General features: G+C 40.1%; 20 protein-coding genes. 14 read left to right on the top strand and 6 right to left on the bottom strand.

Annotated elements, in window-relative coordinates:
- Positions 1-27: 27 nt before the first annotated feature.
- From AACW45_RS30675 to AACW45_RS30665, 3 genes are all read right to left on the bottom strand, one after another.
- Positions 28-168: a hypothetical protein gene (locus AACW45_RS30675; protein WP_190629675.1), complete on the bottom strand. Its 141-nt coding sequence runs from the start codon at positions 166-168 to the stop codon at positions 28-30.
- Positions 161-2617 (bottom strand): two-partner secretion domain-containing protein, encoded by a 2457-nt coding sequence (locus tag AACW45_RS30670; protein WP_339385107.1) that lies wholly within the window; start codon positions 2615-2617, stop codon positions 161-163. The genes AACW45_RS30675 and AACW45_RS30670 overlap by 8 nt, the downstream gene beginning before the upstream one ends.
- A 281-nt stretch (positions 2618-2898) precedes the next feature.
- Entirely contained in the window at positions 2899-4500 is a 1602-nt protein-coding gene (locus tag AACW45_RS30665; RefSeq protein WP_242045777.1) for an NF038122 family metalloprotease, read from the bottom strand.
- Between the two features lie 673 nt (positions 4501-5173).
- Between AACW45_RS30665 and AACW45_RS30660 the strand changes: the two genes are divergently transcribed.
- The 7 genes from AACW45_RS30660 (at position 5174) to AACW45_RS30630 (ending at position 14066) form a co-directional block, all read left to right on the top strand.
- Positions 5174-5884, top strand: coding sequence for a DUF928 domain-containing protein (locus AACW45_RS30660; protein WP_190629668.1), 711 nt, complete (start codon positions 5174-5176; stop codon positions 5882-5884).
- Between the two features lie 128 nt (positions 5885-6012).
- Positions 6013-8796, top strand: coding sequence for a CHASE2 domain-containing protein (locus AACW45_RS30655; RefSeq protein WP_190629664.1), 2784 nt, complete (start codon positions 6013-6015; stop codon positions 8794-8796).
- A complete protein-coding gene (locus tag AACW45_RS30650) occupies positions 8786-10111 on the top strand; it encodes a hybrid sensor histidine kinase/response regulator (RefSeq protein WP_190629663.1) in 1326 nt (441 codons plus the stop codon). The genes AACW45_RS30655 and AACW45_RS30650 overlap by 11 nt, the downstream gene beginning before the upstream one ends.
- A gap of 68 nt (positions 10112-10179) precedes the next feature.
- Positions 10180-12738 carry a CHAT domain-containing protein gene (locus AACW45_RS30645; protein ID WP_242046832.1) on the top strand — a complete coding sequence of 853 codons (2559 nt, stop codon included), beginning with the start codon at positions 10180-10182 and terminating at the stop codon, positions 12736-12738.
- A gap of 88 nt (positions 12739-12826) precedes the next feature.
- A complete protein-coding gene (locus AACW45_RS30640) occupies positions 12827-13408 on the top strand; it encodes a Uma2 family endonuclease (RefSeq protein ID WP_190629659.1) in 582 nt (193 codons plus the stop codon).
- 165 nt (positions 13409-13573) lie between these two features.
- A complete protein-coding gene (locus AACW45_RS30635; RefSeq protein ID WP_190629658.1) occupies positions 13574-13951 on the top strand; it encodes a sensory rhodopsin transducer in 378 nt (125 codons plus the stop codon).
- Positions 13914-14066, top strand: a complete 153-nt coding sequence (locus AACW45_RS30630; RefSeq protein WP_190629655.1) for a hypothetical protein — start codon at positions 13914-13916, stop codon at positions 14064-14066. Before AACW45_RS30635 ends, AACW45_RS30630 begins: the two co-directional genes overlap by 38 nt.
- 16 nt (positions 14067-14082) lie before the next feature.
- Here AACW45_RS30630 and AACW45_RS30625 read toward each other — a convergent pair whose 3' ends face one another.
- Complete coding sequence (locus AACW45_RS30625) at positions 14083-14964, bottom strand: universal stress protein (RefSeq protein ID WP_190629653.1); 882 nt, start codon at positions 14962-14964, stop codon at positions 14083-14085.
- A 481-nt stretch (positions 14965-15445) separates the two neighbouring features.
- On the opposite strand from AACW45_RS30625, the gene AACW45_RS30620 reads away from it, so the two are divergent.
- The 7 genes from AACW45_RS30620 (at position 15446) to AACW45_RS30590 (ending at position 23604) form a co-directional block, all read left to right on the top strand.
- Complete coding sequence (locus AACW45_RS30620) at positions 15446-15796, top strand: phage holin family protein (RefSeq protein ID WP_190629651.1); 351 nt, start codon at positions 15446-15448, stop codon at positions 15794-15796.
- Positions 15797-15864: 68 nt separating this feature from the next.
- Complete coding sequence (locus AACW45_RS30615) at positions 15865-16680, top strand: superoxide dismutase (protein WP_190629649.1); 816 nt, start codon at positions 15865-15867, stop codon at positions 16678-16680.
- Positions 16681-16692: 12 nt separating this feature from the next.
- A complete protein-coding gene (locus tag AACW45_RS30610; RefSeq protein ID WP_190629647.1) occupies positions 16693-18036 on the top strand; it encodes a ferredoxin reductase family protein in 1344 nt (447 codons plus the stop codon).
- A gap of 131 nt (positions 18037-18167) precedes the next feature.
- Entirely contained in the window at positions 18168-18320 is a 153-nt protein-coding gene (locus AACW45_RS30605; protein WP_190555554.1) for a hypothetical protein, read from the top strand.
- A gap of 336 nt (positions 18321-18656) precedes the next feature.
- The gene (locus AACW45_RS30600; RefSeq protein ID WP_190629645.1) at positions 18657-19883 is read left to right on the top strand and encodes a PQQ-dependent sugar dehydrogenase; all 1227 of its coding nucleotides are present in this window, start codon (positions 18657-18659) and stop codon (positions 19881-19883) included.
- Positions 19884-20076: 193 nt separating this feature from the next.
- Positions 20077-20886 (top strand): SDR family oxidoreductase, encoded by an 810-nt coding sequence (locus AACW45_RS30595; protein ID WP_190629643.1) that lies wholly within the window; start codon positions 20077-20079, stop codon positions 20884-20886.
- Positions 20887-20913: 27 nt separating this feature from the next.
- A complete protein-coding gene (locus AACW45_RS30590) occupies positions 20914-23604 on the top strand; it encodes an MGH1-like glycoside hydrolase domain-containing protein (RefSeq protein ID WP_190629641.1) in 2691 nt (896 codons plus the stop codon).
- 257 nt (positions 23605-23861) lie between these two features.
- Here the strand turns inward: AACW45_RS30590 and AACW45_RS30585 are convergent, their stop codons facing one another.
- A complete protein-coding gene (locus AACW45_RS30585) occupies positions 23862-24485 on the bottom strand; it encodes an exopolysaccharide biosynthesis protein (protein ID WP_190629639.1) in 624 nt (207 codons plus the stop codon).
- A gap of 557 nt (positions 24486-25042) precedes the next feature.
- Positions 25043-25714, bottom strand: a 672-nt coding sequence (locus AACW45_RS30580) for a hypothetical protein (RefSeq protein ID WP_190629636.1), incomplete at its 5' end; no start/stop codon positions are given.

Here is a 25714-nt window from a genome sequence, read left to right as displayed (position 1 = left end):
ATCGTTGGGTTATTTCGATATCCATGATTAGCTTATAGGTTGCAAGGTGACAAACTCGGTCTGGAAAAGTAATAAACTAGAGACATTGGGAATAGCTTTAAGTTGTTGACGGTTGACTGTTGACTGTTGACGGTTAACAAACCTAATAAATGTGCGGGTTCTAAACATGACAATGAGGAATTTGCCATTGAGGAGTTGCATCAGATGCGATCGCTACTAATTCCACCTGACCATCGGGAGCGATCGCCCATGTTTGCGCCTCTACAATTCTTTCTTCTACTTGATTTCTGTTGCTGCTAACTTCTGGCTGGCTTGTTTGAGTTGTTTGCAGTTTGCGTTCTGTCTGGCTTGGGGATGGTAAATTCCGCAAATCGTACCACAGAGTCTGACCCCGCAGAGTATAACCGGGATTTTCTGGTAACCCACCCCGGCCAGTAATGATGAAACGATTGCTTTCTGCTGTCTTGGCACAACCTGTAGCAATTCGCTTTGAGGAGTCAGTGACATTTGTCGGTAGTTTGACTAACTCACGGGATGGATATGTATCTGGTGTATTGATTTTTACCACACCATTAAACTCTGGCCCCCTTTCTGAAGTAGCAGTAATGTCACTTTTGGGACTCAGTTGTTCGCGGAACTCAGTACCAAAAATACCTTGAGCATTCACTACTACCCCTCCACCAAAACCTTTTTGGGCGTTGGCGGTGATGTCGCTATTTTCTTCGGCAACTAAAATATCAGTGGAGATAGTAATATTACCGCCACGAGAACTATTGAGAGTATTGGTACTGATTTTACTGCCATTACGCATCAACAAATTTTGCAATTCGATGGAAATGTTACCAAAATCACCAGCATTAGTATCAGCAGCAATTGTCCCTTGGTTGTTCATCAACAGGGAAGGAGCGTTAATTTGAATACTACCGGCTGCTCCTGTACCTGGGGTATCGCGGTTTTGGCTTTGAAAATTGCTCACGCTGATGGTAGCACCATCGCTAATAGTTAACTGATTAGCAGCGACTATGATATTACCCCCGTCACCATTTCCCGGAAAGGCGCTAGCAAATAACCCACTACGACTTTGTTGACTAGTGCCTACTAACTCTACCTTATCAGCGTTAACTTGCAAATTACCAGCATTTCCCGACCCCCTGGTAGCCGAAGCTATTTGACCGCCATCGACAAGGCGTAAATTTTGGGTTTGAATATTCACACTCCCACCCTGTCCATCACCTGAACCGGGAAATCCAGGTATTTTTTCGACTGTGGCAGCAATTATACTAGGGCCTAAATCAGAAATGCCTGTAACTTCTATATCATCAGCCTGAATATTTAATTCTCCAGCTTTACCCAAGCCAAAAGTACTAGTAAATACCTGAGCGCCTGCTTCCACGCGCAAACTATTAGTTTTAATATCTAAGTTACCTCCATTACCAGTTGCGCCGGGATTCACTGGGGAAAATATACCACTAGCCCCGATTGGGGACTCACCGATAATTTGTATTTCCCTAGCTTTGACACTCAAATTACCAGCAAATCCATCGCCAAAAGTTGCAGTTTGGATTTGTCCGCCATCCGCCACTTGCAAGGTGTTGGTTTCAATGACAATATTGCTACCATTTCCAGTTGCCCCTGGAGCCACATCAGCAAATATACTAGTCCAATAATTGGGATTAGATGCTATTCCTTGTACTTTGAGAAATTCCGAAGCAAAGACATTTAGTGTTCCGGAGCTACCATTCCCCAAAGTGTCTGTGACAATAGCTGAACTATTGCTCAGGCTAATATTTCCACCTCGCAGGATAATACTACCTGCGCTGTTACCACTAGTATCAATAGATGCGGCATTCTTGAGTTCTATGTTACCGTAGTTAATTCCTTGTCCTGGTTGAAGTTGTAATTGTTGATGATTATTGGTTAAAGCAACTTCACCACTTTTAACTGACCAAATTTCTACTTTTCCTTCTGGGAGCGTGATATTTCCCCCATCTAATACGACATTTCCACCCAACAGAGCTATGGTTTTACCTGTTTGGGTGACATTGTACAGTCCCAGTGGGCGGTTACTCCGGTCTACGTAACCAGAATTAAAATCAATTAATAAATTGTTTCCATTACCATTAACATGAATCCTACTGTTGGGATTTGAACCGTATTGCAAGCCAATGGGAACGCTAACTGTTAGCAATGGGTTGGCTGTAGGCTTAGTGGCGCTAAATTCTGTTCCGTCGGCAAATTTTAGTTTATCTCCGGTGCTAGCAACAAAGGAACCACCTATATGCAAACGGGCATTTTCGCCAAATACTATACCACTGGGATTGATAAAATACAGGTTGGCACGACCGATATCTGTAGTATTGTTGATTAATGTTTGAATGGTACCGTTAATTTGAGAAGGTGATCCGCCAGTGATGCGGGTAATAATATTATTAATACCTGGGGAATGGACAAAACGAGCTGTGTCTCCTGATTGTACAGAGAAATCTTGGAAGCTGTGAAACAGGTTAGCACCATTATTAGGTTGGGAACCGCCGGTTATTTCATATATTCCTCCACCTTTATTATTAATGTTAGTAGGTAGAGTTCCATCAGGATTAATTTGAGTTTGCGCTCTCACTAATAAGGGACTTTTGCAGCACAGAAAGATAATAATTAGGGGCAACAAGTATTGCTTTTGTAGAAGTAAATTAAAAGTCTGTTGGAAAATTGTTGTAATCTGAGGAAACATATAGCTGTTGACTGTTGACTGTTGACTTTCCTTAGCTGAAATTGATTGGTAGTATGCATCTGATAGTTTTTTAAGTTGGGAAAATATATAGGTATGTCGGTGCAATTACATATTAATGATCGGGGTTGTCATTGGTCATTGGTCATTGGTCATTTGTTAATTCAAAGAAATTACATCGCTAAGTTTGTACTGGTAAGGGAGTAATTTGTAGGTGCTTCGGGTAGCCATTTTTGGTTAAGAAAAATCATTTTTTGGTAATATGCATCCCAATATTTATGGTTAAAAGATGCACGCCATAAGATGCAATTGGGTTGGGACTGATTTTGGGGATTTTGGCAAAATGTTTTAAGAGATGAGTCTAGTGAAGAGGGGGAGATAGTCTTAACTTCACCTGTTTCGGAAAAGCAAGATGTAACACCATTATTCGAGCTACAGGATGTACTACCACTGGAGTTATAGCAATATGTTACACCGTTATTGGAGCTACAGGATTGACTATTACCTTCACCAAAAGTATAGGTAACTTTGGCATCCCCACCTACAGGATTTACTAGTTCTGGGGGAGAGAGCAAAATCCAAGTAGAAGGGTTTTTGATTTTCTCTTGGGCTGTTTTTTTGGCTTGTTCATATAAAGTCGGGAGGTTAGCTGCTAATTCGTATAATCCCATAGCAGGCGATCGCACATCCCAACCCATTAAATCCAATGCGGTAAGATCCTTATCGGTGATGACTTTTCTTTTTCCTGATTGCAGATAGGGATTCATGATCCCATCTGTACCTTGTTTCCAATGAGAACCCTGTACCCCATCTCCACCTAAGGAAATCTCTTCTCCTGTGGCTGTGTTCTGAACTATTGAATTCCCTTTATCAAAGGTGAAAAAAGGACTGCGACCAATTGATATATCTGGTATTCCTCGCCAAGAGTATTTACCACTGTCATATTTTATTGCCTGATTTTTGCTACTTTTCGAGAAACGATATAAATCTAGTGGCGTGAAAATCTGATCTATCACATCATCTGTGATTGGGTGCTGTTGATCTCTTACCGCAGCTTCCAAATGGGGATTATCTATCCCACTCACAAAGCCTAAGATATGACCCATTTCATGTATGACTGTAGTCACAAAGTCTAAGTTGCTAGGTGGAATTTTGTTGCTTTTGTAGTTATAACTCCATGTCAATTGATTGACATTACTTAAATTTTTTAGGTCTTTAGCTAATACGATATGACCGTCAAAATCAGTAGTATCTTTACCTGCAAGGAACCTTAAGGCTTTGGCATTAGCACGAGTCATGTTAATTTTGTCAACATTTTCTATCACCTTTCCATTGAGCATGACACTCAAATAAGGAAACTTCAAACGGTTTTTATCTGACGTAAAATCATTGGCTGATTTTTTATCTTTAGACAATTGTTTGTGCAGTTCCTCATAGGAATGCCTGTTTTTTAACATTTCTGGTGTTGAAGAACCAAGCACATTTTTTGGTAAGCCACTAGTGGTTGATGCAAATAGCTTGATCGTGACATTATCAGCCAGAAATTGACTCCAGATATTGGCAGCCATTTCCATCCCAATCATCTGGTCTAGGGTAGTCTCAGGCCCATAGTAGATTTGAAATTTTGTTGCCGTTGTTGATGTTGTGGTAGTATATCCAGTGGTTTGAGCCTGCACTAGTTGGAAGCTGCTAATAGTTGCACAGATAAATAATACTAGCAAAAAAAACTTCCCTTGAAGAATAGCTTGCTTTCTCTTATTTGTGCAAAAATACATAAGATTTTGCTGATGAGTAATGCTTTTCCTTGCCAGTTTTGCAACTGATAATAACTTGTTTATTCTCAGGATCATGCAATTATTCTGCCTTATTCAACTTCTATTTAATGTAGATCATGTTTTCAGTTTTTTTAGTAGTTTTGACAGACTATCATTGCAATTACTATCTACACAGACCAGTAGAATATATATGACGAGAGCTTTTAAGTAGACTATCGGAAATAAAGATGATTAGATTAAGAAGAGTAAAAATCAGCAGGCTATGGCGCGATGATTAGCCAAATGTAACAACTTCTTCTTTACAAAACTTTACATAATGCCTTGTTAATTGTGTCCACAGACTCATAGCAGATTACAGTTAGTCTTGGTAAGGTACAGATGATTATCAGCGTCCAAAAATGTCTAGTACAAAGCGGCATCAATTCGGATAGGGTGATTGAGACCGAAAACATTAGCCTCTATAGATGTTGACCATGCCTAAACTTACACCGTACTGTACTAGTCAGACAATTGTAAAATAAAGGAAAATCGGTGAACTATACCCGTATTTTTATCGAGATAAAAACTTCTGTGGAAATAATTAATGCAATTTTAGTGTAAGTTTAGGAAACATTTAGTCAAGAGTTGATATCAGAATTACTGAAGATAGTGTACTCAAGATGAGTGTAGCTTTATGCTTAAATACCGTCTATTGGGAAGCGCCTTGTTAATATCAGTGTCTTGTATCCCTGTGGGGATCGCACCAAGTAACGCTCAAGTCACTTTCAAACCTCCACGCATACTTGCACCAAGAGAGTCTACTGGGGGAGCCTCACGGGATGGAAACAGTTGTCTTTCGGCTCACACAGAAACTCAGCAGGCCTCAGTAACACCTGTACTACCATTAAACAAAATTGGTTTTACCGTCAAAGAGCGACCAACAATACTGGTCTACATTCCTCAGACTAGCGCCAGAAAAGCATTATTTAGTTTGCAAGATGAACAAGCCAACAACCACTACCAAACAACGATCGCTTTACCTGCAAAACCTGGTGTCATGGCAATCAAACTCTCTGAATATGTGCCAGCACTCCAGACAGGTAAAAACTATCAATGGTCTTTGTCGATGATTTGCTCTGCTGAATTAGAGCCTGATAGTCCGTTGGTAAATGGATGGGTTCAGCGAGTGCATCCGCCTGTCAATGTCAAAAATTCAGGACATTTGTCTCCTTCGTTGGAGTTGGTTTCTCACTTAGCTAACAATGGACTGTGGTATGATACTGCCTCTGTTTTGGCGCAATTAAAGCAAGCTCAACCCCATAATCCGACTATCAGCATTTCCTGGCAACAACTGTTAAATTCTGTGGGGTTGAATGCGATCGCCAATGAACCTCTGATAAATTAACCTATTGGGGATGAAGACGCATTTACCTTGCAACTTGCAATTTTGAATGAACAGATGAGGAACAAAGAAGGCTGCTGAAATGTTTGCACGCAAATACTTTCCCCATCATCTATGCCAAGGAAAAGCCAATGCGATTCAATTGGAAAAGCTTATGGAAATCTCTAATCATTCGGAGGGTGAGGCAAGTCCAATGGCGCTATGTAACGATTACAGTTTCTACAGTAACGTTATGTGTGATTACTGGGAAGATGGCTGGATTGTTCCAACTACTAGAGTGGCAAACCCTGGAGCAATTTTTTAATCTGCGTCCCTTAGAATCACCAGAGGAGCGGATTCTCATCGTTGCCATTGATGAAAAAGACATCTCCCAAGTTGGTAAATGGCCGATACCTGATGTTGTCTTAGCCGAATTGCTCACCAAACTCAAAGCACAACAACCAACAGTCATTGGTTTAGATATTTATCGCAATTTGCCTGTAGAACCAGGTCATGACAAATTAGTTACGGTGATGAAATCTACACCGAAGTTAATCGGTGTAATGAAATTAGCAGGAAGACATGTACCTCCACCAGCTACCTTATTGCAACAAGACCAAATCGCTATTGTGGATTGGGTGGAAGATAAAGATGGCACAGTCCGGCGGGGTTTATTATCGGCTGGGGATCAAAAAGGTGAGATTTTTTTAGGTTTAGCGGCACGCCTCAGTTTAATGTATCTGGAAAAAGAAGGCATTTCCTTAAAAACCCTAGACAAAAGTGGGGATACTTTGCAGTTGGGGAAAGCGGTATTTACAGCTATCCAGGGAAATGAGTTTAATTATCAAGGAGCAGATACCGGGGGATACCAAATTTTCCTCAACTATCGAGGCTTTGGGAATCGGTTTGATATAGTTAATCTGCGGGATGTGCTGAATGGTTCTGTAGATCCGAAGTTGATTCGCGATCGCATTGTCTTGATCGGTTCTACAGCTAAGAGTATTCATGATGAATTTCACGTTGGCTACAGCAAGAATGCATTGAATAGTGGCACACCAATGCCGGCTGTAATCCTTCACGCTAATTTAACCAGTCAAATTTTAAGCGCCGCTATGAACCGGCGACCACTGATCCAAACCTGGACTTATCATCAAGAGTGGTTATGGATTTTCTGCTGGTCTTTTATTAGCAGCCTTCTAACATGGTGGTTACTAGATATTAACTTCCTCCGTCAGCAACGAATTCAAGGATTGCTAGTTTTAGGTATCATTTTGGCAATCTTGATCATCTTCACTACTGGCTATCTGGCATTTCTTGGAGGTTGGTGGATTCCCTCTGTTTCGCCATTACTAGCTTTGATCAGCAGTGCCATTGTCACCACCAACTTTTATAAAAAATTCCAACTAGCAGCAGCCAACAAGCAACTACAGGAATATTCTCGCACTCTCGAACAAAAAGTTAAACAGCGTACCCAAGAATTAGAAGCAGCCAAAATCGCTGCTGATGTTGCGAACCTAGCCAAAAGTGAATTTATCGCCAATATGAGTCATGAGTTGCGTACACCCCTCAATGGAATTCTTGGCTACGCACAAATTTTGCAACGTTCTCCCAACCTCAGCAAATCTGAACTAGATGGGATTCACATCATTCATCAATGTGGTTCCCATCTCCTCACTCTGATCAACGATATTTTAGATTTATCTAAAATTGAATCTCGCAAACTCGAACTGTACAAGAGTAATTTCCACTTCCCTGCTTTCTTAATAGCCGTAGCAGAAATGTGTCGTATCCGTGCTGTCCAAAAAGGAATCGCTTTTAGTTTTCAAGGCGATTGTGATTTGGCAGAAGGAATTTACGCTGACGAAAAACGGTTACGACAAATCTTAATTAATTTACTGAGTAATGCAATTAAATTTACCGAGGATGGAGAAGTTATTTTCCAGGTTGAGTTGTTAAAAATTGAGGAGAAAAATACATCAATCATCCACAAAGTGAGATTTCAAGTTGAAGATACTGGCGTGGGAATGTTACCAGGAGAAATAGAAGAGATTTTTTTACCATTTGAACAGGTAGGTGAAAAAAATAAAAGAATAGAAGGCACAGGATTAGGGTTAGCAATTAGCTGTAAACTAGCTGAATTAATGGGAAGTAAAATCCAAGTTGCCAGTACTTTGGGCGTTGGGAGTAAATTTTGGTTAGATCTAGACTTATTAGTGGCTAAGGATTGGGTAAATCACGCTAGGGTATCTGAAGAACCAAAGATAATTGGCATTAAAGATAAAAAACCCAAGCTGCTCATTGTTGACGATCAATGGGAAAATCGTTCCGTTATTATTCAATTACTTGAATCATTGGGATTTGTATGCTTTGCAGCTACTAACGGTCAAGACGGTTTAGATCAATTAGAGGTAATTCAGCCAGATTTGATTTTCACTGATATCAAAATGCCGGTGATGGATGGCTGGGAAATGATCGAGAAAATTAGAAATTCATTGAAGCTGCAAAATCTCCCAATTATCACTTCTTCCGCTAGTGTATTTGAGCTTGATCGCGAAAAAAGTTTGCAAGCAGGAGCCAATGATTTTTTACCCAAACCAATACAAATTGATGCCCTGCTCCAGCTAATTAAACAATATTTACAATTAGAGTGGATTTATGAAGAAACCAGTAATCAAGCCCAAATATTCAGCCATTCTGTATCTGCTGTCAGCCAAAATAAATTAATACCTCCACCAGCAGCAGAACTAAATCAACTGTTAGATTTTGCTATGCGGGGGAATATTCAAGGTATAGAAATATTATTGGCTGAACTGGAGAAATTAGATCCAAAATATCTACCGTTTACTACGAAAATTCAAGAATTAGCTGACAACTTTGAAATTAAGAGTATTCGGGAATTTATCAAATCTTTGCAGGGGGAATTTTATGAATGCTAATAATTGCGATCGGGCTATTATCTTAGTTGTTGATGATAAACCCACCAATCTTAAAGTTCTTTGTGCTGCAATTGCCAATTTGGGATGGGAAATTTTGGTGGCTACTGATGGAGAAAGTGCGATTGAGCAAGCAGTGTACGCTCGTCCAGACCTGATTTTATTAGATGTAATTATGCCCGGAATGGATGGTTTTGAAACTTGCCAAAAACTTAAGAAAAATTCTCTTACTCAGGAGATACCGATAATTTTTATGACTGCTCTTTCAGAAACCATTGATAAAGTCAAAGGTCTTTCTCTAGGAGCAGTAGATTACATTACTAAACCTTTTCAAGCAGAAGAAGTTATCGCCAGAATTAACATCCATTTAAAGCTGTGTTTTTTGACGAAAAAACTTGCAGTTTATAATACGGAACTAGAGCAGCTAGTACAAGAACGTACAGCACAACTTTATCAAGCAGTGCGAGAATTACATGAATATCAACTGCAATTAGTCCAATTTGAAAAAATTTCTGCTCTTGGTCAGTTAGTTGCTGGTGTTGCCCATGAAATTAATAATCCTCTGAGTTTTATCGGCAATAGTTTAAACTTTATGGAAAACTTTATTTCTGACCTATTGTACCATTTTAAACTCTATCGGAAATTTTATCCTGATCCAGTTGCAGAAATTGTCGAAGATGCTAAAGATATCGAATTGGACAGAATAATTGTAGATATACCAAAAATGATTTCATCGATGAATGTGGGTGTAGAACGCATTACAAAAATTAGTAATAGTCTCCGCATTTTTTCTCGTGCCGATATTTTTCAAAAAGCCTGTTTTAATATTAATGAAGGGATTGAAAGTACTTTAGTACTGCTAAAGTATCGGCTGCAAACTCACCAGAACCGTCTAGATATTGAAGTTATCAAAAACTATGGTGATTTACCAAGAATTGAATGCTTTCCTGGACAACTTAATCAAGTATTTATGAATATTATTGCTAATGCCATAGATGCTTTTGATGAATCTGCAAAGCAAGTTTTGGCAGAGGGAGGGAAAATAAAAGGTACTATCAATATTGCTACGGCAGTTAAGAAAGATAACTATGCGATGATTTCCATAAAAGACAATGGAGGAGGTATTTTACCAGAAGTTAAAGAACGCATATTTGAACAGTTTTTTACTACTAAAGCGGTGGGAAAAGGAACTGGTTTAGGATTGTCGATTTCTCGCGAGATTATAGAACAACAACACAAGGGTAAGCTGAGTTGTTTTTCTACATTAGGAGAAGGAACAGAATTTATAATTGAAATTCCGATAAACTCAGAAGGGTGAAAAATTGTCGTGAGAAATTTTATAGTAAAATAATGTATATAAAGCGTAAGTTAATACCATCTATAAACTTGATTAACTGTTGGGGGTTGATAATATTTTGGCTGATTAGCAGCAATGTTTCAGCATTAGCAGAAACTAACTTGTTATGGATGTTAAAAACGGGCAAGGGCAGATTTTTAGTAGGTTCCAATCGTGTCAATCAAGACGACAAATCCCCCCTAGAAGAAGGCAAAATTCTGTTTGAAGCGTCGCGCTTTGCGGAAGCAGCTAAACTCTGGGAAATGGCGGTAACTAATTTTCAGCAGCAAGGCGATATAATTAATCAAGCTTGGATATTGAGCTATCTATCTTTAGCTTATCAGAATTTAGGGGAGTGGCAAAAAGCTGAGAAAGCTATTAACAACAGCCTGAATCTTTTACAACAAAACAAAGCCAATGCAAGTATATGGGCGATCGCTCTCAATACTCAAGGACATTTGCAACTGGCACAAGGAAAAGCCGAAACAGCCCTGAAAACCTGGCAAAAAGCCGAACAAGCCTATGGCGATGCTGGCGATCGCGTAGGAGAAATAGGTAGCCAAATTAATCAATCTCAAGCTTTGCAATCTTTAGGATTTTATAGCAAAGCACGAAATTTGGTCAGCAAAATCCTTGAAAACTTGCAAAATCAGCCCGATTCTCTACTAAAAGTGCAAGCATTGCACAGTCTGGGAGTGGCTTTACAAGTGATAGGAGATTTGCAAACATCCGAAAAAGTCTTACAGCAAAGTTTAGCAATTAGCGATCGCCTCAACCCTAATGCAGACATCAGTCAAATCCTGTTTAGCTTGGGAAATAATGCCAGAGACTTACAACAAACCCCAGTAGCTTTAAATTACTATCAACAAGCAGCAGCCAAGACAAATAACCTGCGGGTGCAAGTCGAAGCCAATTTAAACCAACTCAGTCTTTATCTAGAAACCTTACAATGGCAACAAGCTCAATCTTTATTAGCGCCAATTAAATCTCAACTGAAGAAACTTCCCCCCTCACGTACCTCTGTGTATGCAGCTGTTAACTTTGCCCGCAGTCTGGTTAAATTAGAGACAGAGAATAGCAAAGAGTCTGCGCAATACCAAGAGGCGGCACAGATTTTAGCCCTTGGGATAAAACAAGCCGAAAACTTGGGAGATATGCGAGCTAAAGCTTATGCTTTAACTGAATTGGGAGGATTGTACCTGCAAACACAGCAGCTAGCCCCAGCATTGCAACTAACACAACAAGCCCAACAACTTGCTGAAGGGATGCAAGCGGCTGATATCACCTACCAAACTTATTGGCAAATCGGACGCATCCGCAAAATTCAAGGAGATATTCCAGCTGCGATCGCCGCTTATAAATTATCTCTAGATGCCCTGAATCTTTTGCGTAGTGACTTAGTAGCAATTAGTCAGGATGTGCAATTTTCTTTCCAAGAGAAAGTGGAACCTATTTATCGAGAGTTGGTAGATTTATTATTACAACCTAACCCCAGCCAAGAGAACTTAAAGCAAGCCCGGAAAACAATTGAAGCCCTGCAATTAGCCGAGTTAGACAATTTTTTTCGGGAAGCCTGTTTAGAAGGCAAACCACAGCAAATTGACCAAATCGATCAGACAGCAGCCGTTATTTATCCGATTATTTTGCGCGATCGCTTATCCGTAATTGTATCTATTCCTGGAAAACCCCTAGCAAGTTACAACACATTTCTATCCCAAGCTGAGATCGAAAACAGCATCAAACAGATGCGCCAATCCCTCAATCGTGCTTACGCCAATGAAGAACGTTTGCGACTATATCAACAACTATATCAATGGCTAATTCGTCCAGTGGAGTCTGAGTTAGCCAAAAGTAAAGTGAAAACCTTAGCATTTGTGTTAGATGGTTCCTTGCGAAATCTGCCAATGGCGGCGATGCATGATGGTAAACAATATCTAATCCAGAAATATAGCCTTGCGCTCTCACCCGGAATGCAACTATTGCAAGCGCGATCGCTCAAAGGGGAAAATTTGCAAGTGATGATAGCAGGATTGAGTGAAGCACGCCAAGGCTTTAACGCTTTACCAGGAGTACAATTGGAACTCAAAGAAATCACTTCAGCAGTTAACAGTCAACTTCTCCTCAATGAAACATTTACCAGTGTGAACCTGCGACAAGCTATCCAATCAAAGCCTTTTTCAGTTTTGCATTTAGCGACTCACGCTCAGTTTAGTAGTAGCTTTAATGAAACCTTTATCCTCACCTGGGATAAAAAAATTCCGATCAAAGACTTAGCCGAATTAATTAAATCTAGAAACGAAGATGAAGCCAGTCCACTAGAACTTTTGGTTCTCAGTGCTTGCCAAACAGCCAAAGGAGACAATCGCGCTATTCTAGGATTGGCAGGAATAGCAGTCCATTCCCGCGCCCGCAGTACCTTAGCTACCCTTTGGGCTGTCAAAGACGAATCTACAGCCAAATTTATGGGTAAATTTTATCAACAACTCAAGCAACCAGGAATCAGTAAAGTTGAAGCTTTGCGCACAACCCAAATAGCATTTTTGCAAGATGCAGATTTTTCCCATCCCTATTATTGGGCACCGTTTGTTTTGGTAGGAAATTGGTTGTAGCCTGCTTATCGAAGGTAAACTCAGGCAGTTTGTGCTTGTCTCCCTAAGCTCCAAGCTAAAATCAAAACAAACAAAGAAAAATCTTGCTATGGTAGCCATCTCCCAACAACCGCAAAAAATGACCATCGAGGAATATCTCGCATGGGAACCCCTGCAAGACTTTCGCTACGAATACGTCAACGGCAAAGTTTTTGCGATGACTGGTGGTACAATTCCTCATAATGACATTGCACTTAATTTTTACAGAGCCTTATACCCACATTTACGTGCTAGAGGTTGCCGAGTGAATGTGTCTGACGTGAAAGTGCAAGTTACGCCTAAAAGTCCTTACTATTATCCTGATGTTATCGTCAGCTGCGACCCTCAAGACCTGAATGCCCGCAAATTTATTCAAAACCCAAAAATAATTGCCGAAGTTCTCTCTCCTGGTACCAGCAGCAGAGATAGGGGCGAAAAATTCACTAATTACCTGCAAATCCCTTCTTTGCAAGAATATTTATTGATAGATGCAGAAAAAATTTCCGTCGAACGCTACTGTCGGGGAGAGGGAAGAATGTGGCTTTACCATCCCTATACTGAAGGAGATATGATTACCCTATCCAGCATCGAATTTGAAATTGCGATCGCACTACTGTATGAAGGGGTTGTCTTGGAAGCAGAAGCAGAATAGAGTTTTTGGGATATTGAGAAATTCTTTGGCAGTCACATTTTAATCACATTTGTTTTTAATCCTTGAGTTAGCTAAATTCAGTATCTTGGCAAGCATAGGTATTCCTTGGATGTGGCAGCGAAAGACATCACGTAGAAAAGTGCGGTATTTACCAGGAGATTTTCGATGAATCAGTCAATTGGACGTACTTGTTGGGCGATAGCTGAAGGTTATATTCCTCCATACAGCAACGGGCCGGAACCTCAGTTTATTAGTCATGAAACTGTGTGTATTCTTAATGCTGGTAACAAGGATGCCCATGTAGAAATTACGATCTATTACAGTGATAAAAACCCTGTTGGCCCTTACCTAGTGACTGTTCCTGCACAACGCACAAAGCATATCCGCTTTAATAATTTGACAGATCCAGAACCAATCCCGCATGATACTGATTTTGCCAGTGTTATTACCTCGGATGTACCGATTGTAGTGCAACATACTCGGTTAGATTCGCGACAAGCAGAAAATGCCTTGCTCAGTACTATGGCATATCCTGGTAATTAGGTCAACAGTCAACAGTCAACAGTCAACAGTCAACCGTCAACCGTCAACCGTCAACCGTCAACCGTCAACCGTCAACAGCCCTCACAATGGATTGTGCAACTTAAAAGCAGATTAGCTTATCGATATCAGGTTTAGCGCCGTTGGGGTGGAAAAAAGAGTACAGGATACCAGCTAAAACGCAGTAATTCGGCTGCAAAGCTGGAAACTAGCCATTCTTGGACTGTACCGATTGTTGCTGAAGAAAGTGCGATCGCGCTAATATCAACCATTGTTGCTGCCTCTAAAATCTGGTTGATAGAGTATCCTTGGCGAACTTCTGTCTCCACTTGCAAATTTACCTCCTGCAAATCAGCTTTGATTTTAGATAAGCTTTCTTGCGCCTGCTGGGGTGAAATTTTTTGGGGTAAATCTCGACGGCGAGCTTCTTCTAATACCCAACATAGCGTACAATCTCGTATATATGGCTCGGATTGTTGTTGCGCTAATTGCTTCACCTGTTGCACAAGATAATTCGCTGCTGGAGTCCCATTATAAGGAAGTAGTAAAGAGCGGAAAAGGTGCTGACAACGGAGTTTTAATTCTTCAGCAGTATAAGTAGAAATTAATTGTGGACGCAATACTAAAAGCGGAATAGTTGTTTTGTGAGATAAATCAGCCATTGTACTACCCACTAATTTTTCTGTGAGTAAGTTGCGACTTTGAGAACCCAGTATAATCAATTGAGATTGATAGCTTTGGGCAACTTTGAGAATAATATCAACAGGCTTACCTGATTGAACTTCTATGTTAACTTCGACATCAGTCGAACCTGCATCAACGGTTTTTGCTAATTGGGTTTGAGCTTGTTCTATTTTCTCTGTATCAACTTGGGGAATAATCCCTTTCTCCCACAATGGAACAGCATGTAGAAACACAATTTGCTTCATCCCAGCCAGCGCCAGACTAGAAACAAAATTTGTGAGACGCTGTAAACCATCGGCAAAATCTGTGCAAATCAAAACTCTTTGAAACATAAATCACCAATTAAAGAAACTGAGAAATTTGTTAATTTAATCCCCAACTTATAGCAATCCTAAATGATTTGTGAAATATTACAAGCAGGGTTGTTAACAGCCAACAGCCAAAACCGATATTTTTCGCAACTTAAATAGGATTGCTATATATCAAGTTTGCTTGAATAACAGCATATTTCATTTTGGTAATCGAGAAGTAATCATTTTTCTAAATTATCTACAGCTATTGTGAATCACATTTTAGTCACATTTGCAGTTTACAATGACATTATTGTTGATTTTAACCAATAAATTATCTCTTGGGATAGAAGGTAAAAGATATTTGGAATTTTTAAGTGGAGTTTAAATCCACATACATTACATTCTGTTCCCTGTTACCCGTTTCCTATTCCCCCTTTAATTGATTAACAGCAGGATAAAACAGTCACTTTCTCTTCACATTTATCGCTCATAATCAAAATATTGTTCAGGAGTATATTTTATGGTTGGGCTGATTATTACTTGGGTAGTCACAGCTATCAGTTTTTTGATTATTTCTCGACTACCAATAGGCGTAGAAATAGATAATTTTGGTAAAGCATTAATTACCGCCGCAGTTTTTGGCATCTTAAATGCTCTATTACTTCCAGTTTTAACCTTTTTCACCTTGCCAGTCATTATCATTACCATAGGCTTATTCTTTTTTATTCTCAATTCAATTATCTTTGCTTTATCAGCTGCGATCGTACCTGGTTTTCGTCTCAGATACGGTTTTTGGAGTGCTTTGCTTGGCTCAATCGCCTTGGCAATTATTAACTCTATACTCTTAAGACTGATAGCACCGCTTACATAAAAGGCGAGTGTTTGTATTGGGAATTATTCAATAAACGAGAAATATCAACTTTTAATTGGAGAAAATCTATGCTGACAAAATTTTTACGACAACAATTTGTTTTGTTTATCGCCGGAATTTTTTTGGTGTCTGTACTATTTGCTTGTCAAGAAAACCAAATTACAGAGTCACCAACTGCTACTGTCTCACCTGTAACACAACAAACTCCTCTAACTACCAACTCTCCACCGGTAGCATATCCAGATAGAGAATTAACTGCTACTCCCGCACAGCTACCAAAATTACCTTACGCTTATAACGCACTAGAAAAAGCTATTGATGCAGAAACAATGAAACTGCATCATGACAGACACCATGCTACATACGTTAATAATCTCAATGAAGCCTTACAAAAGTATCCTGAACTGAAAAATAGAAGTGTCGAAGCCATGCTGCGCGACTTAAATAATATCCCTGAAGATATTCGGGATACTGTACGCAACAATGGTGGTGGTCATCTCAATCATACAATTTTCTGGCAAATTATGAGTCCTAATGGTGGTGGACAACCAACAGGAGAAATAGCCCAACAAATCAATCAAACCTTTGGTAGTTTTGATGCTTTTAGAAAACAATTTAATCAAGCAGGTGGAGACAGATTTGGTAGTGGATGGGTTTGGTTGGTGCGTAATGCCCAAAATCAACTCCAAATAGTAACTACAGCTAATCAAGATAGTCCAATCATGGATGGTTTATACCCAATTATGGGTAACGATGTATGGGAACATGCATATTACCTGAGATATCAAAATCGCCGCCCTGAGTATCTCAATAATTGGTGGAATGTGGTGAATTGGACAGAAATTAACAGACGATCGCAAGCTGGATTGCAACAAAAAGTTTAGAGGTATGGGCTGATGAGAAGTTTATTGATGAAAAATCCTGTAGTTATCGGGGTATCTTGGATAGTAGCATATATTTTGATTATCCTTTTCCCTCTATTCATCTTACTTTTATACCCACCGACACCCAGTGATGAACGTAGTTTTTGGTTAGAATTTTCTGCTGCTTTGGGTTTTATTGGTTTAGCAATGATGGCAATGCAGTTTGCCTTAACTGCTAGGATTAAAAGCATCGAAGCCTCCTATGGTGTTGACTTAATTCTTCAGTTTCACCGCTATACTTCCATAGTTGCATTCTTTTTTATCCTGGCTCATCCCATAGTTCTATTCATTCATAATCCAGAGACACTACAACTATTAAATTTTATCCAAGCACCGTGGCGAGCAAGGGCAGCAGTAATAGCTACTTTGGCGCTAATTGCAATTATTGTCACCTCAATTTGGCGGCAAAAACTGAACATTCCTTATGAACCTTGGCGTATAGCTCATGGCATTTTAGCTGTGATTATCGTTGCATTTGGTTTAGGACATGCTTTGGGTGTGGGTAACTACTTAGGGTTGTTTTGGAAAGCGTTAATCTGGACTGCTATTGCAATAACGGCGTTGTGGCTGTTGATTTATGTGAGATTGATTAAACCTTATTTTATGCAGAAAAAACCCTACTTGGTGGAAGCGGCTATCCCCCAAAGAGGTAATGTCTGGAATTTGGTTTTGCGTCCTAGAGGACACGATGGGATTAGTTTCCAACCAGGCCAATTTGCTTGGCTGACTTTGGAAATATCGCCGTTTAGAATGCGGGAACATCCATTTTCTTTTGCTTCTAGTGCCGAAAAACGCGATCGCATTGAATTTGGAATTAAGGCTTTAGGAGATTTCACCAACACAATTAAGGATGTCAAACCAGGTACTAAAGCCTTTTTGGATGGCCCCTATGGCGTGTTTACTACAGACCTCTATGAGAATACAGCTGGATTTGTCTTGATTGCTGGAGGGATAGGGATCACACCAATTATCAGTATGCTTTTTACCTTAGCAGAACGTCAAGACGAGCGCCCTCTACTCTTAATTTATGCGAGTAAAACTTGGGAAGATATAACTTACCGAGAAGAGATTGACACCTTAAAAGATAAATTAGACCTGACAGTTATTCACGTTCTTCGCAAACCTCCAGAAGATTGGTCAGGGGAAAATGGATATGTCGATCAACAACTGCTAGAACGCTATATTCCTAAACGTCCTGCAACTCGCAATTACTTTATCTGTGCTGCACCAAAAATGATGAATGAAGTTGAAAAAGCTTTACACAATTTAGATGTACCTGTGACTAATATTCACATGGAACATTACAACCTTGTTTAACTTAATTTACAGGTTGATAGTTCATAGATTTAGCTAAGATTCCTAGTTTGTTGATTTGCGAATTTTTGCGAAAAAATTCCCCTTTCAACTTATTACCAAATTCCAAAATCTACATTTCCTTAATTTTGATTATGCGTTACAGTATCATGCTGCAAGTTGTAGCCAGTATAACTTTAATTTTTCTGGGTACTGCTGCTTTATTCGCTTGGTTACAATACCGTCAAGTAACAGATGAAATAACTATACAGACACCAAATTCTCAACGAAATATCGTGATGCGTTAAGGATATATCTCTAGATAAATTCTGGTTAAATGTACATACAGCAATCATAAATAGGTCGCGAACAAGGGACTTCTCAAAAAAAATATCCTATCGCTGGATAATTTAATTTGTGGAAGTCCCGAATATTCAAGGCAAATTTTTCTAATTCGGTCTATGGGTAGATGCAATAAAATTTGGTTACAGACAAACTATATTATCATGGTGTTCATTGTGCCGAAAAATTCAAGTTGCTAATTTAATTAATATTCTTAAATTTGCAACTCATTATAAGCCAAACTCAATTAATCAGCAACTTCCTCAACCATGCAAAGGGCAATTTTTGGCAGAGAATAAATTATGAAAAAGACAAATACTCTTACAACAAAATTACTTTGTAGTATGGTATTATTAGGACTTTCAGCTTGTAACTTACCTACAACTGATTCCACAAATATTAATAATCAACAAACACAAACAGCCCAACCAGTCAGCCAACAAACTGGGAGTAACAATCAAACCTGCACTTTAGTAGACAGTGGCTTCGGTTCCCAGGGACAGGTAAAGCTAAAGGCTGAAGAAGTGGTAACAGGTTTAGAAGTTCCTTGGGGAATTGCTTTTTTACCCAATCAAGATATGTTAGTTACGGAAAGGCCGGGAAGAGTTCGCCTTGTGCGGGGTGGGAAACTGATTCCTAAACCAGTAGCTACTATCAAAGTCACGGAGACTGGTGAAGATGGGTTACTGGGAATTGCAACTCATCCCAATTTTGCTGAGAACCGATTTTTCTATTTGTACTATACTGCCGATAGAAATGGGTCACAGGTGAATCGTGTTGAACGCTGGCGATTATCTCAAGACGGACTTAGTGCTTCAGCAGATCGGGTAATTGTTGATAATATTCCTGTAGCGCAATTTCACAATGGGGGTCGGATTCGCTTTGGCCCCGATGGAATGCTTTACATTGGAACTGGCGATGCGAGAGAACCGCAAAGTTCCCAGGATGTTAATAGCCTGGCTGGAAAAATTCTCCGGGTGACTCCTGACGGACAAATACCCCAAGACAATCCTTTTGGGAAAAATCCTGTTTATATCAGTGGAATTCGTAACACTCAGGGGTTTGATTGGCGCGATACATCAACTCTATGGGTAACAGACCACGGCCCTAGTGGTGAATTGGGTAGAAGAGGTCACGATAAACTCAGTTTAGCAACAGCAGGTGATAACCTTGGCTGGCCTACTATCTACCGTTGCGAAACTGGGGAAGGACTTGTAACGCCGTCGATTGTGTGGCGCGAAGCTTTACCGCCTGGAGGAGCAGCAATTTATACTGGTAATTCTATTCCGGAGTGGAAAGGTAGCTTAATTATTGCAACTCTGCGTTCCCAACATTTGCAACGTGTCGCCTTCAACCCCCAATCTCCCCAACAAGTTGAGCGTCATGAGGTGTATTTACAAGGTCAATATGGACGACTGCGCGAGGCGATTATGGGGCCTGATGGTGAATTATATGTCACAACCAGTAATTGTGATGGACGGGGGAATTGTCCAGCACAGCAAGATAAAATTCTCCGGATTACCCGATAAAAAAAGATTCATAGCAATTAGGACTTACGCAGTGTCAGATATTTTTCATGCTTTTTGTCAATGGTCAATAGTCCATAGTCCAAAACCTGAATTTTGACCATTGACTTTTGACTTTTGACCACCCTTGTGAGGGTTTTGATGTTCGGTGCGTAAGTCCTAGCAATTAGTTGATTACTTATAGAGGAAAAATTTTATGAAAGGATTAAAAGGTAAAAACGCCTTGATTACAGGTGCAAGTTCGGGAATTGGACAAGCTGTTGCTATTCGTCTGGCACAAGAAGGTTGCAATATCGCGATTAACTACCGCAAAAGTCCCGAAGCTGCGGAAGATACTGAGGAAATGGCTATGCAGAAAGCCTGTGGCGATATCGATAACTGCGGCGTTCAGTCTCTATTGATACAAGGTGATGTGTCTCAGGAATCCGACATTATCGAAATGGTCAATACTGTAGTGGATAAATTTGGCAGTATTGATATTTTAATCAACAATGCTGGCATTCAAACTGAATGTCCATCCCATGAAATCAAAACTGAAGACTTCGACCGAGTCATTGGGGTAAATCTGCGTGGTGCTTATATCTGCGCACGGGAAACAATCAAACAATTCCTCTCCCGAAATCAACCGGGAATCATCATTAATATTTCCAGCGTTCACGAAATTATTCCCCGACCGATGTATGTCAGCTACTCCATCAGCAAAGGTGGGATGGAAAATATGACCAAAACCCTGGCGTTGGAATATGCAAACCGGGGTATTCGCGTGAATGCGATCGCACCAGGCGCAACTATCACCCCCATCAACGAAGATTGGGTAAACGACCCCGAAAAGAAAGCTGTTGTGGAAAGTCATATCCCGATGGGTCGTGCGGGAACTGCGGAGGAAATGGCGGCGACGGTAGCTTTTTTAGCCTCTGATGAAGCTGCATATATTACCGGACAAACCCTATTTATTGACGGTGGACTGACGCTATACGCTGACTTTCGAGAAGCTTGGTCTGCGTAAATAAAACTAGCAAAAAGAGTAAAAAACATGACCGCAGAACAAAACAGACTGGAACAAGACCGCAACCGTGAAGCCTATTGGCGCAGATGGGGGCCTTATTTGAGCGATCGCCAATGGGGAACAGTGCGCGAAGATTACAGTACAGATGGTAGAGCCTGGGAATATTTTCCCCACGAACAGGCTCGTTCTCGCGCCTATCGTTGGGGTGAAGATGGGATTGCGGGTATTAGTGATAATCATCAACGGTTATGTTTTGCGATCGCGCTTTGGAATGGTGCAGATCCCATTCTCAAAGAACGGCTATTTGGGCTATCTGGGCCAGAAGGTAATCACGGGGAAGATGTCAAAGAATATTACTTTTATCTTGACAATACTCCCTCTCATGCCTACATGAAATACCTTTATAAATATCCCCAAAAAGCATTTCCCTACCAAAAATTAGTAGCAGAAAATCAGCGTCGGGGCTACGACGAACCAGAATTTGAATTAGTAGACACAGGCATTTTTGATCGTCATGAATACTTTGATGTGTTTGTCGAATATGCCAAACATTCACCCGAAGATATTCTCATTCAAATTAGCATTGTTAATCGGGCTGCGTCAGCTAAAACCCTGCATATTTTACCTACAGTCTGGTTTCGTAATACTTGGTCTTGGCAAGGTGACAGCCAAAAGCCAATTTTAAGTTATTCTGACAATTTTATTCATGCATCTCACCCTTCTTTAGGCAATCGCTGGCTTTACTTTGAAAATTGCCACAATGTTTTATTTACTGAAAATGAAACTAACTACCAGCGATTATTTGGAGTTGAAAATCATTCTCCCTATGTGAAAGATGGAATTAACGACTATATTATTCACGACGATCAGCAAGCGGTAAATCCCAGCCAAACAGGTACAAAAGCAGCGACTCATTACCAATTAGAAATTGGTGCCGGAGAAACGCAAATTATTCGCCTAAGATTGTCTGATATTGAAAATTTAGCAGAACCTTTAGCTGAAGAATTTAATACCACATTACAACTGCGCCAGCAAGAAGCCGACGAATTTTATCACTTTATTTCTGCGAATAATTTATCAGCAGATATTCGCCAAGTACAGCGACAAGCTTTTGCTGGTTTATTATGGACAAAACAGTTTTATTACTATGTAGTAGAAGACTGGTTGAGTGGTGACTCTAACCAACCATTTCCCCAACGAAATCAGCCCCGTAATCAAGAATGGATGCATCTTTATAATGATGACATTATTTCCATGCCTGATAAATGGGAATTTCCTTGGTATGCTGCTTGGGATTTAGCTTTTCATGTCATTCCCTTAGCCATAATTGATCCAGAATTTGCTAAACGCCAAATGGATAGATTAACGCGAGAATGGTATCTGCATCCCAACGGACAAATTCCTGCCTATGAATGGCATTTTAGTGATGTTAATCCTCCAGTTCATGCTTGGGGTACTTGGCGAGTTTATCAAATTGAAAAGGAAATTTATGGACGTGGGGATACAGAGTTTTTAGAGCGAGTATTTCAAAAGCTATTACTCAATTTTACTTGGTGGGTTAACCGCAAAGATCATGATGGCAATAATGTTTTTCAAGGCGGGTTTTTAGGTCTAGATAATATCGGTATTTTTGACCGTAGTGATAAATTACCTACAGGTGGTTATTTATCGCAATCTGACGCTACAAGCTGGATGGGAATGTATTGCTTAAATATGTTAACCATTGCTCTGGAACTTGCTAAAACTAATCCTACCTATGAAGACATAGCTAGTAAGTTTTTTGAACATTTTCTTTATATTGCCCATGCCATGAATCACATGGGTGAGGCGAATATTAACCTGTGGGATGAGACAGATAAATTTTTCTATGATGTACTGAATTTACCTGATAGTAAGTGGCTGCATTTAAAGGTACGGTCAATGGTAGGTTTAGTGCCTCTATTTGCCGTGGAAACTTTAGAGGCTAATGTCTTACAGGCTTTTCCTGGGTTTAAAAAACGCTTTGAATGGTTTATTAAAAACCGTCCCAGTCTGCAACAAAATATAGCTTGTTTAGAAACTACAGGCAGTGAAGCTAGACGATTACTCGCCATTGTCAACCCCGAAAAACTGAAATTAATTCTGCAAAAAATGCTAGATGAAACAGAGTTTTTAAGTCCGCATGGTATTCGCTCTGTGTCGAGATTTCATGCTGAACATCCTTATATTTTTGCAGTTGATGGACAGAACCATTGTGTCAGTTACGAACCCGCAGAATCAAGTAATGGGATGTTTGGTGGTAATTCTAATTGGCGCGGCCCTGTTTGGTTTCCCATGAATTATTTAATTATTGAATCTTTGGAAAAATTTCATCATTACTTAGGGGATGATTTTCAAATTGAATGTCCTACAGGTTCTGGTCAATTTGCCAATTTAAAAGAAGTTGCAATTGAGTTATCCCACAGGTTGATGAGTATTTTTGCACGTAATGAAGCCGGATATCGTCCCGTTCATGGTGGTAATTCTCTGTTTCAAACTGACCCTCATTGGCGTGATTTGATTTTGTTCTACGAATACTTTCACGGTGATAATGGTGCGGGATTGGGAGCCAATCATCAAACAGGTTGGACGGGGTTAGTTGCCACTCTCATCTACTCCTGTGGTAGCGTTTACCGTTCCTGTCAAGTTCTGCCACAACCAGACAACACAGGGCAGGCGATCGCTTCTCAACTACGGTAAATAATATACATACGGGACATGCAATTTTTTAGATACCCAATAAATTTTTAGTGCGTAAAGCCTTCTCTTCTCCCAAGGGGAGACGCTACGCGAACGAGAGGCTTCGCTTAGGGCGCAGCCTCCCGCAGGGAAGGACAAACATCTTGCTCGCTTTTGAACACCAGCGAGCAAGACTTCGGCGTGAGCGCTCAGTCGAACGCTGCTCGCACTACGAAATATGGGTAATTTATTTTTTGTAAGTTCCTGGATTACCTTTTTTAACGGCCTAACCAAATTTTGATGTAATCAAGTATACTAGAACCTCCCCACATCAGGGCAATTAAAATCGAACTAGTGAGAATAGCGCCCATAAGACAAAGCACTAAACCACCGAGACTAATTGCACCATCATCTTCGAGTAAACCAAAACTAGTCACAAAAATTCCCATTGCTGGTAGAGTGTTAGTTCCCGGAATGGGAATCATCATGGAAATTGCCATTAAGGCGATCGCACTACCGATGACAACTCTACCGGGTAAAGTAACGCAGATATAGGACAGACGCGGACGAGCGATCGCTTCAATTCTGCGCAACCAGGGAATTCCTGTTTTCACAACTCCTTGGGCTGTTTCTAGTTTAATTGGATGATTGATCATCTTCTGCGGTAACCACAGCGTTTTAGAACCTGCGATCATTTGTATCGCTAGTAAAAAAATTAGGATACCGAAAGGGACAGAGTAACCGGGTGCGGGTATTGGTAAAGCTGAAGGTAAAGATAAAATAACAAGTAAAAATCCAAAGGTTCGTTCCTTTGCCAGCAACAAAATATCTGCTAGTTTAACGTGAGTAGGTTGTTCAGTTTCAAAAAAAAAGCGTTCTAACTCGTGGGAAAGTTTAGCCATAAAATATCAAAAATTACTACAGTTCATTTCAGCACCCTGCAACCAAGATAAATCACAATCATAACGAATTATAAATCTTTGTGGAAGTTTGTTGAGAAAGCAAACCACAGCAAATTTACATTGCACGGTTGCTTAAGGAGTCGTGTAAAAATAAACAATTGAATATTTGTAGTGCGGGCATCTTGCCCGCGCGAGCAAGATGCTCGCACTATCGCCCTACTTATCCCAGAGTCTATTTACAGCAGTTTTCACCTATTTAAACCACATCCAATACTGCTCGGTTAAGCTCAAAAACCTTAACCCGCTTAGGTTGGGTTTCGCAGAGCCTCAACCCAACCTACAATTTTCCTTAACCGAGCAGTATTTAAACCACATCTGTCGTAGGGAACACCGACAATCTTTTGGCACATAAAATAATTTTACTGGTGCCGTGCCCCTACAGTGTGGTTTATTTACCTGAAACTAGCTGTAATTTGCATCAAAATTACCAGTAATGACCAATATAACGAGTCAATCACCAAGCGATCGCTACATATTGTGTTTAGCGCAACTCGCTACTAATCCTGCCATTTTTTCCCATCTATTATTAACACAGAAGATAGCAGGCTTGAGTTTTCTACATTTACGGTGTCACCTTCGTTACCAGTTATTACTGTGGTATTACCGTAAATACTTTCGATATAAATGTTGTCATTACCATCAGCAGTATTCAGGTTAGTTTCACCGTTGTGGGTGCTTTCTACAGTGACGTTATCCTCACCGTCACCTGTTTGCAGATTGAGTTTTTCAAAGCTACCGTAGTTAATTTTCCCACCCATTCCCAAGCCGCGAATTTCGTTGTCTGTGACAATGGCGATATTATCTTTGCTATCTCCAGAATCATCCAGATTCAAGATATCCCCACCTATCCCACCGCTAACGGTTAAAGTATTGGCGATATTATCCAACAATTGTTGAGAACTGCTGACGGTAATATTATCATCTCCTTGAGCAGATCTAACTGTGGTATTACCGTAAATACTTTCGATATAAATGTTGTCATTACCATCAGCAGTATTTAGGTTGGTTTCACCGTTATGGGTGCTTTCTACAGTGACGTTATCCTCACCATCACCTGTTTGTAGATTTAATTTCTCAAAGCTACCGTAGTCAATTTTCCCACCCATTCCCAAGCCGCGAATTTCGTTGTCTGTGACAATGGCGATATTATCTTTGCTATCTCCAGAATC

The organism is Calothrix sp. FACHB-168, from assembly GCF_963889195.1.
In the GTDB taxonomy this organism is placed as follows: Bacteria; Cyanobacteriota; Cyanobacteriia; order Cyanobacteriales; family Nostocaceae; genus Aulosira; species Aulosira anomala_A.
Note: the sequence above shows the minus strand (reverse complement) of the source record. Positions and strands in the feature narration are given on the sequence as shown.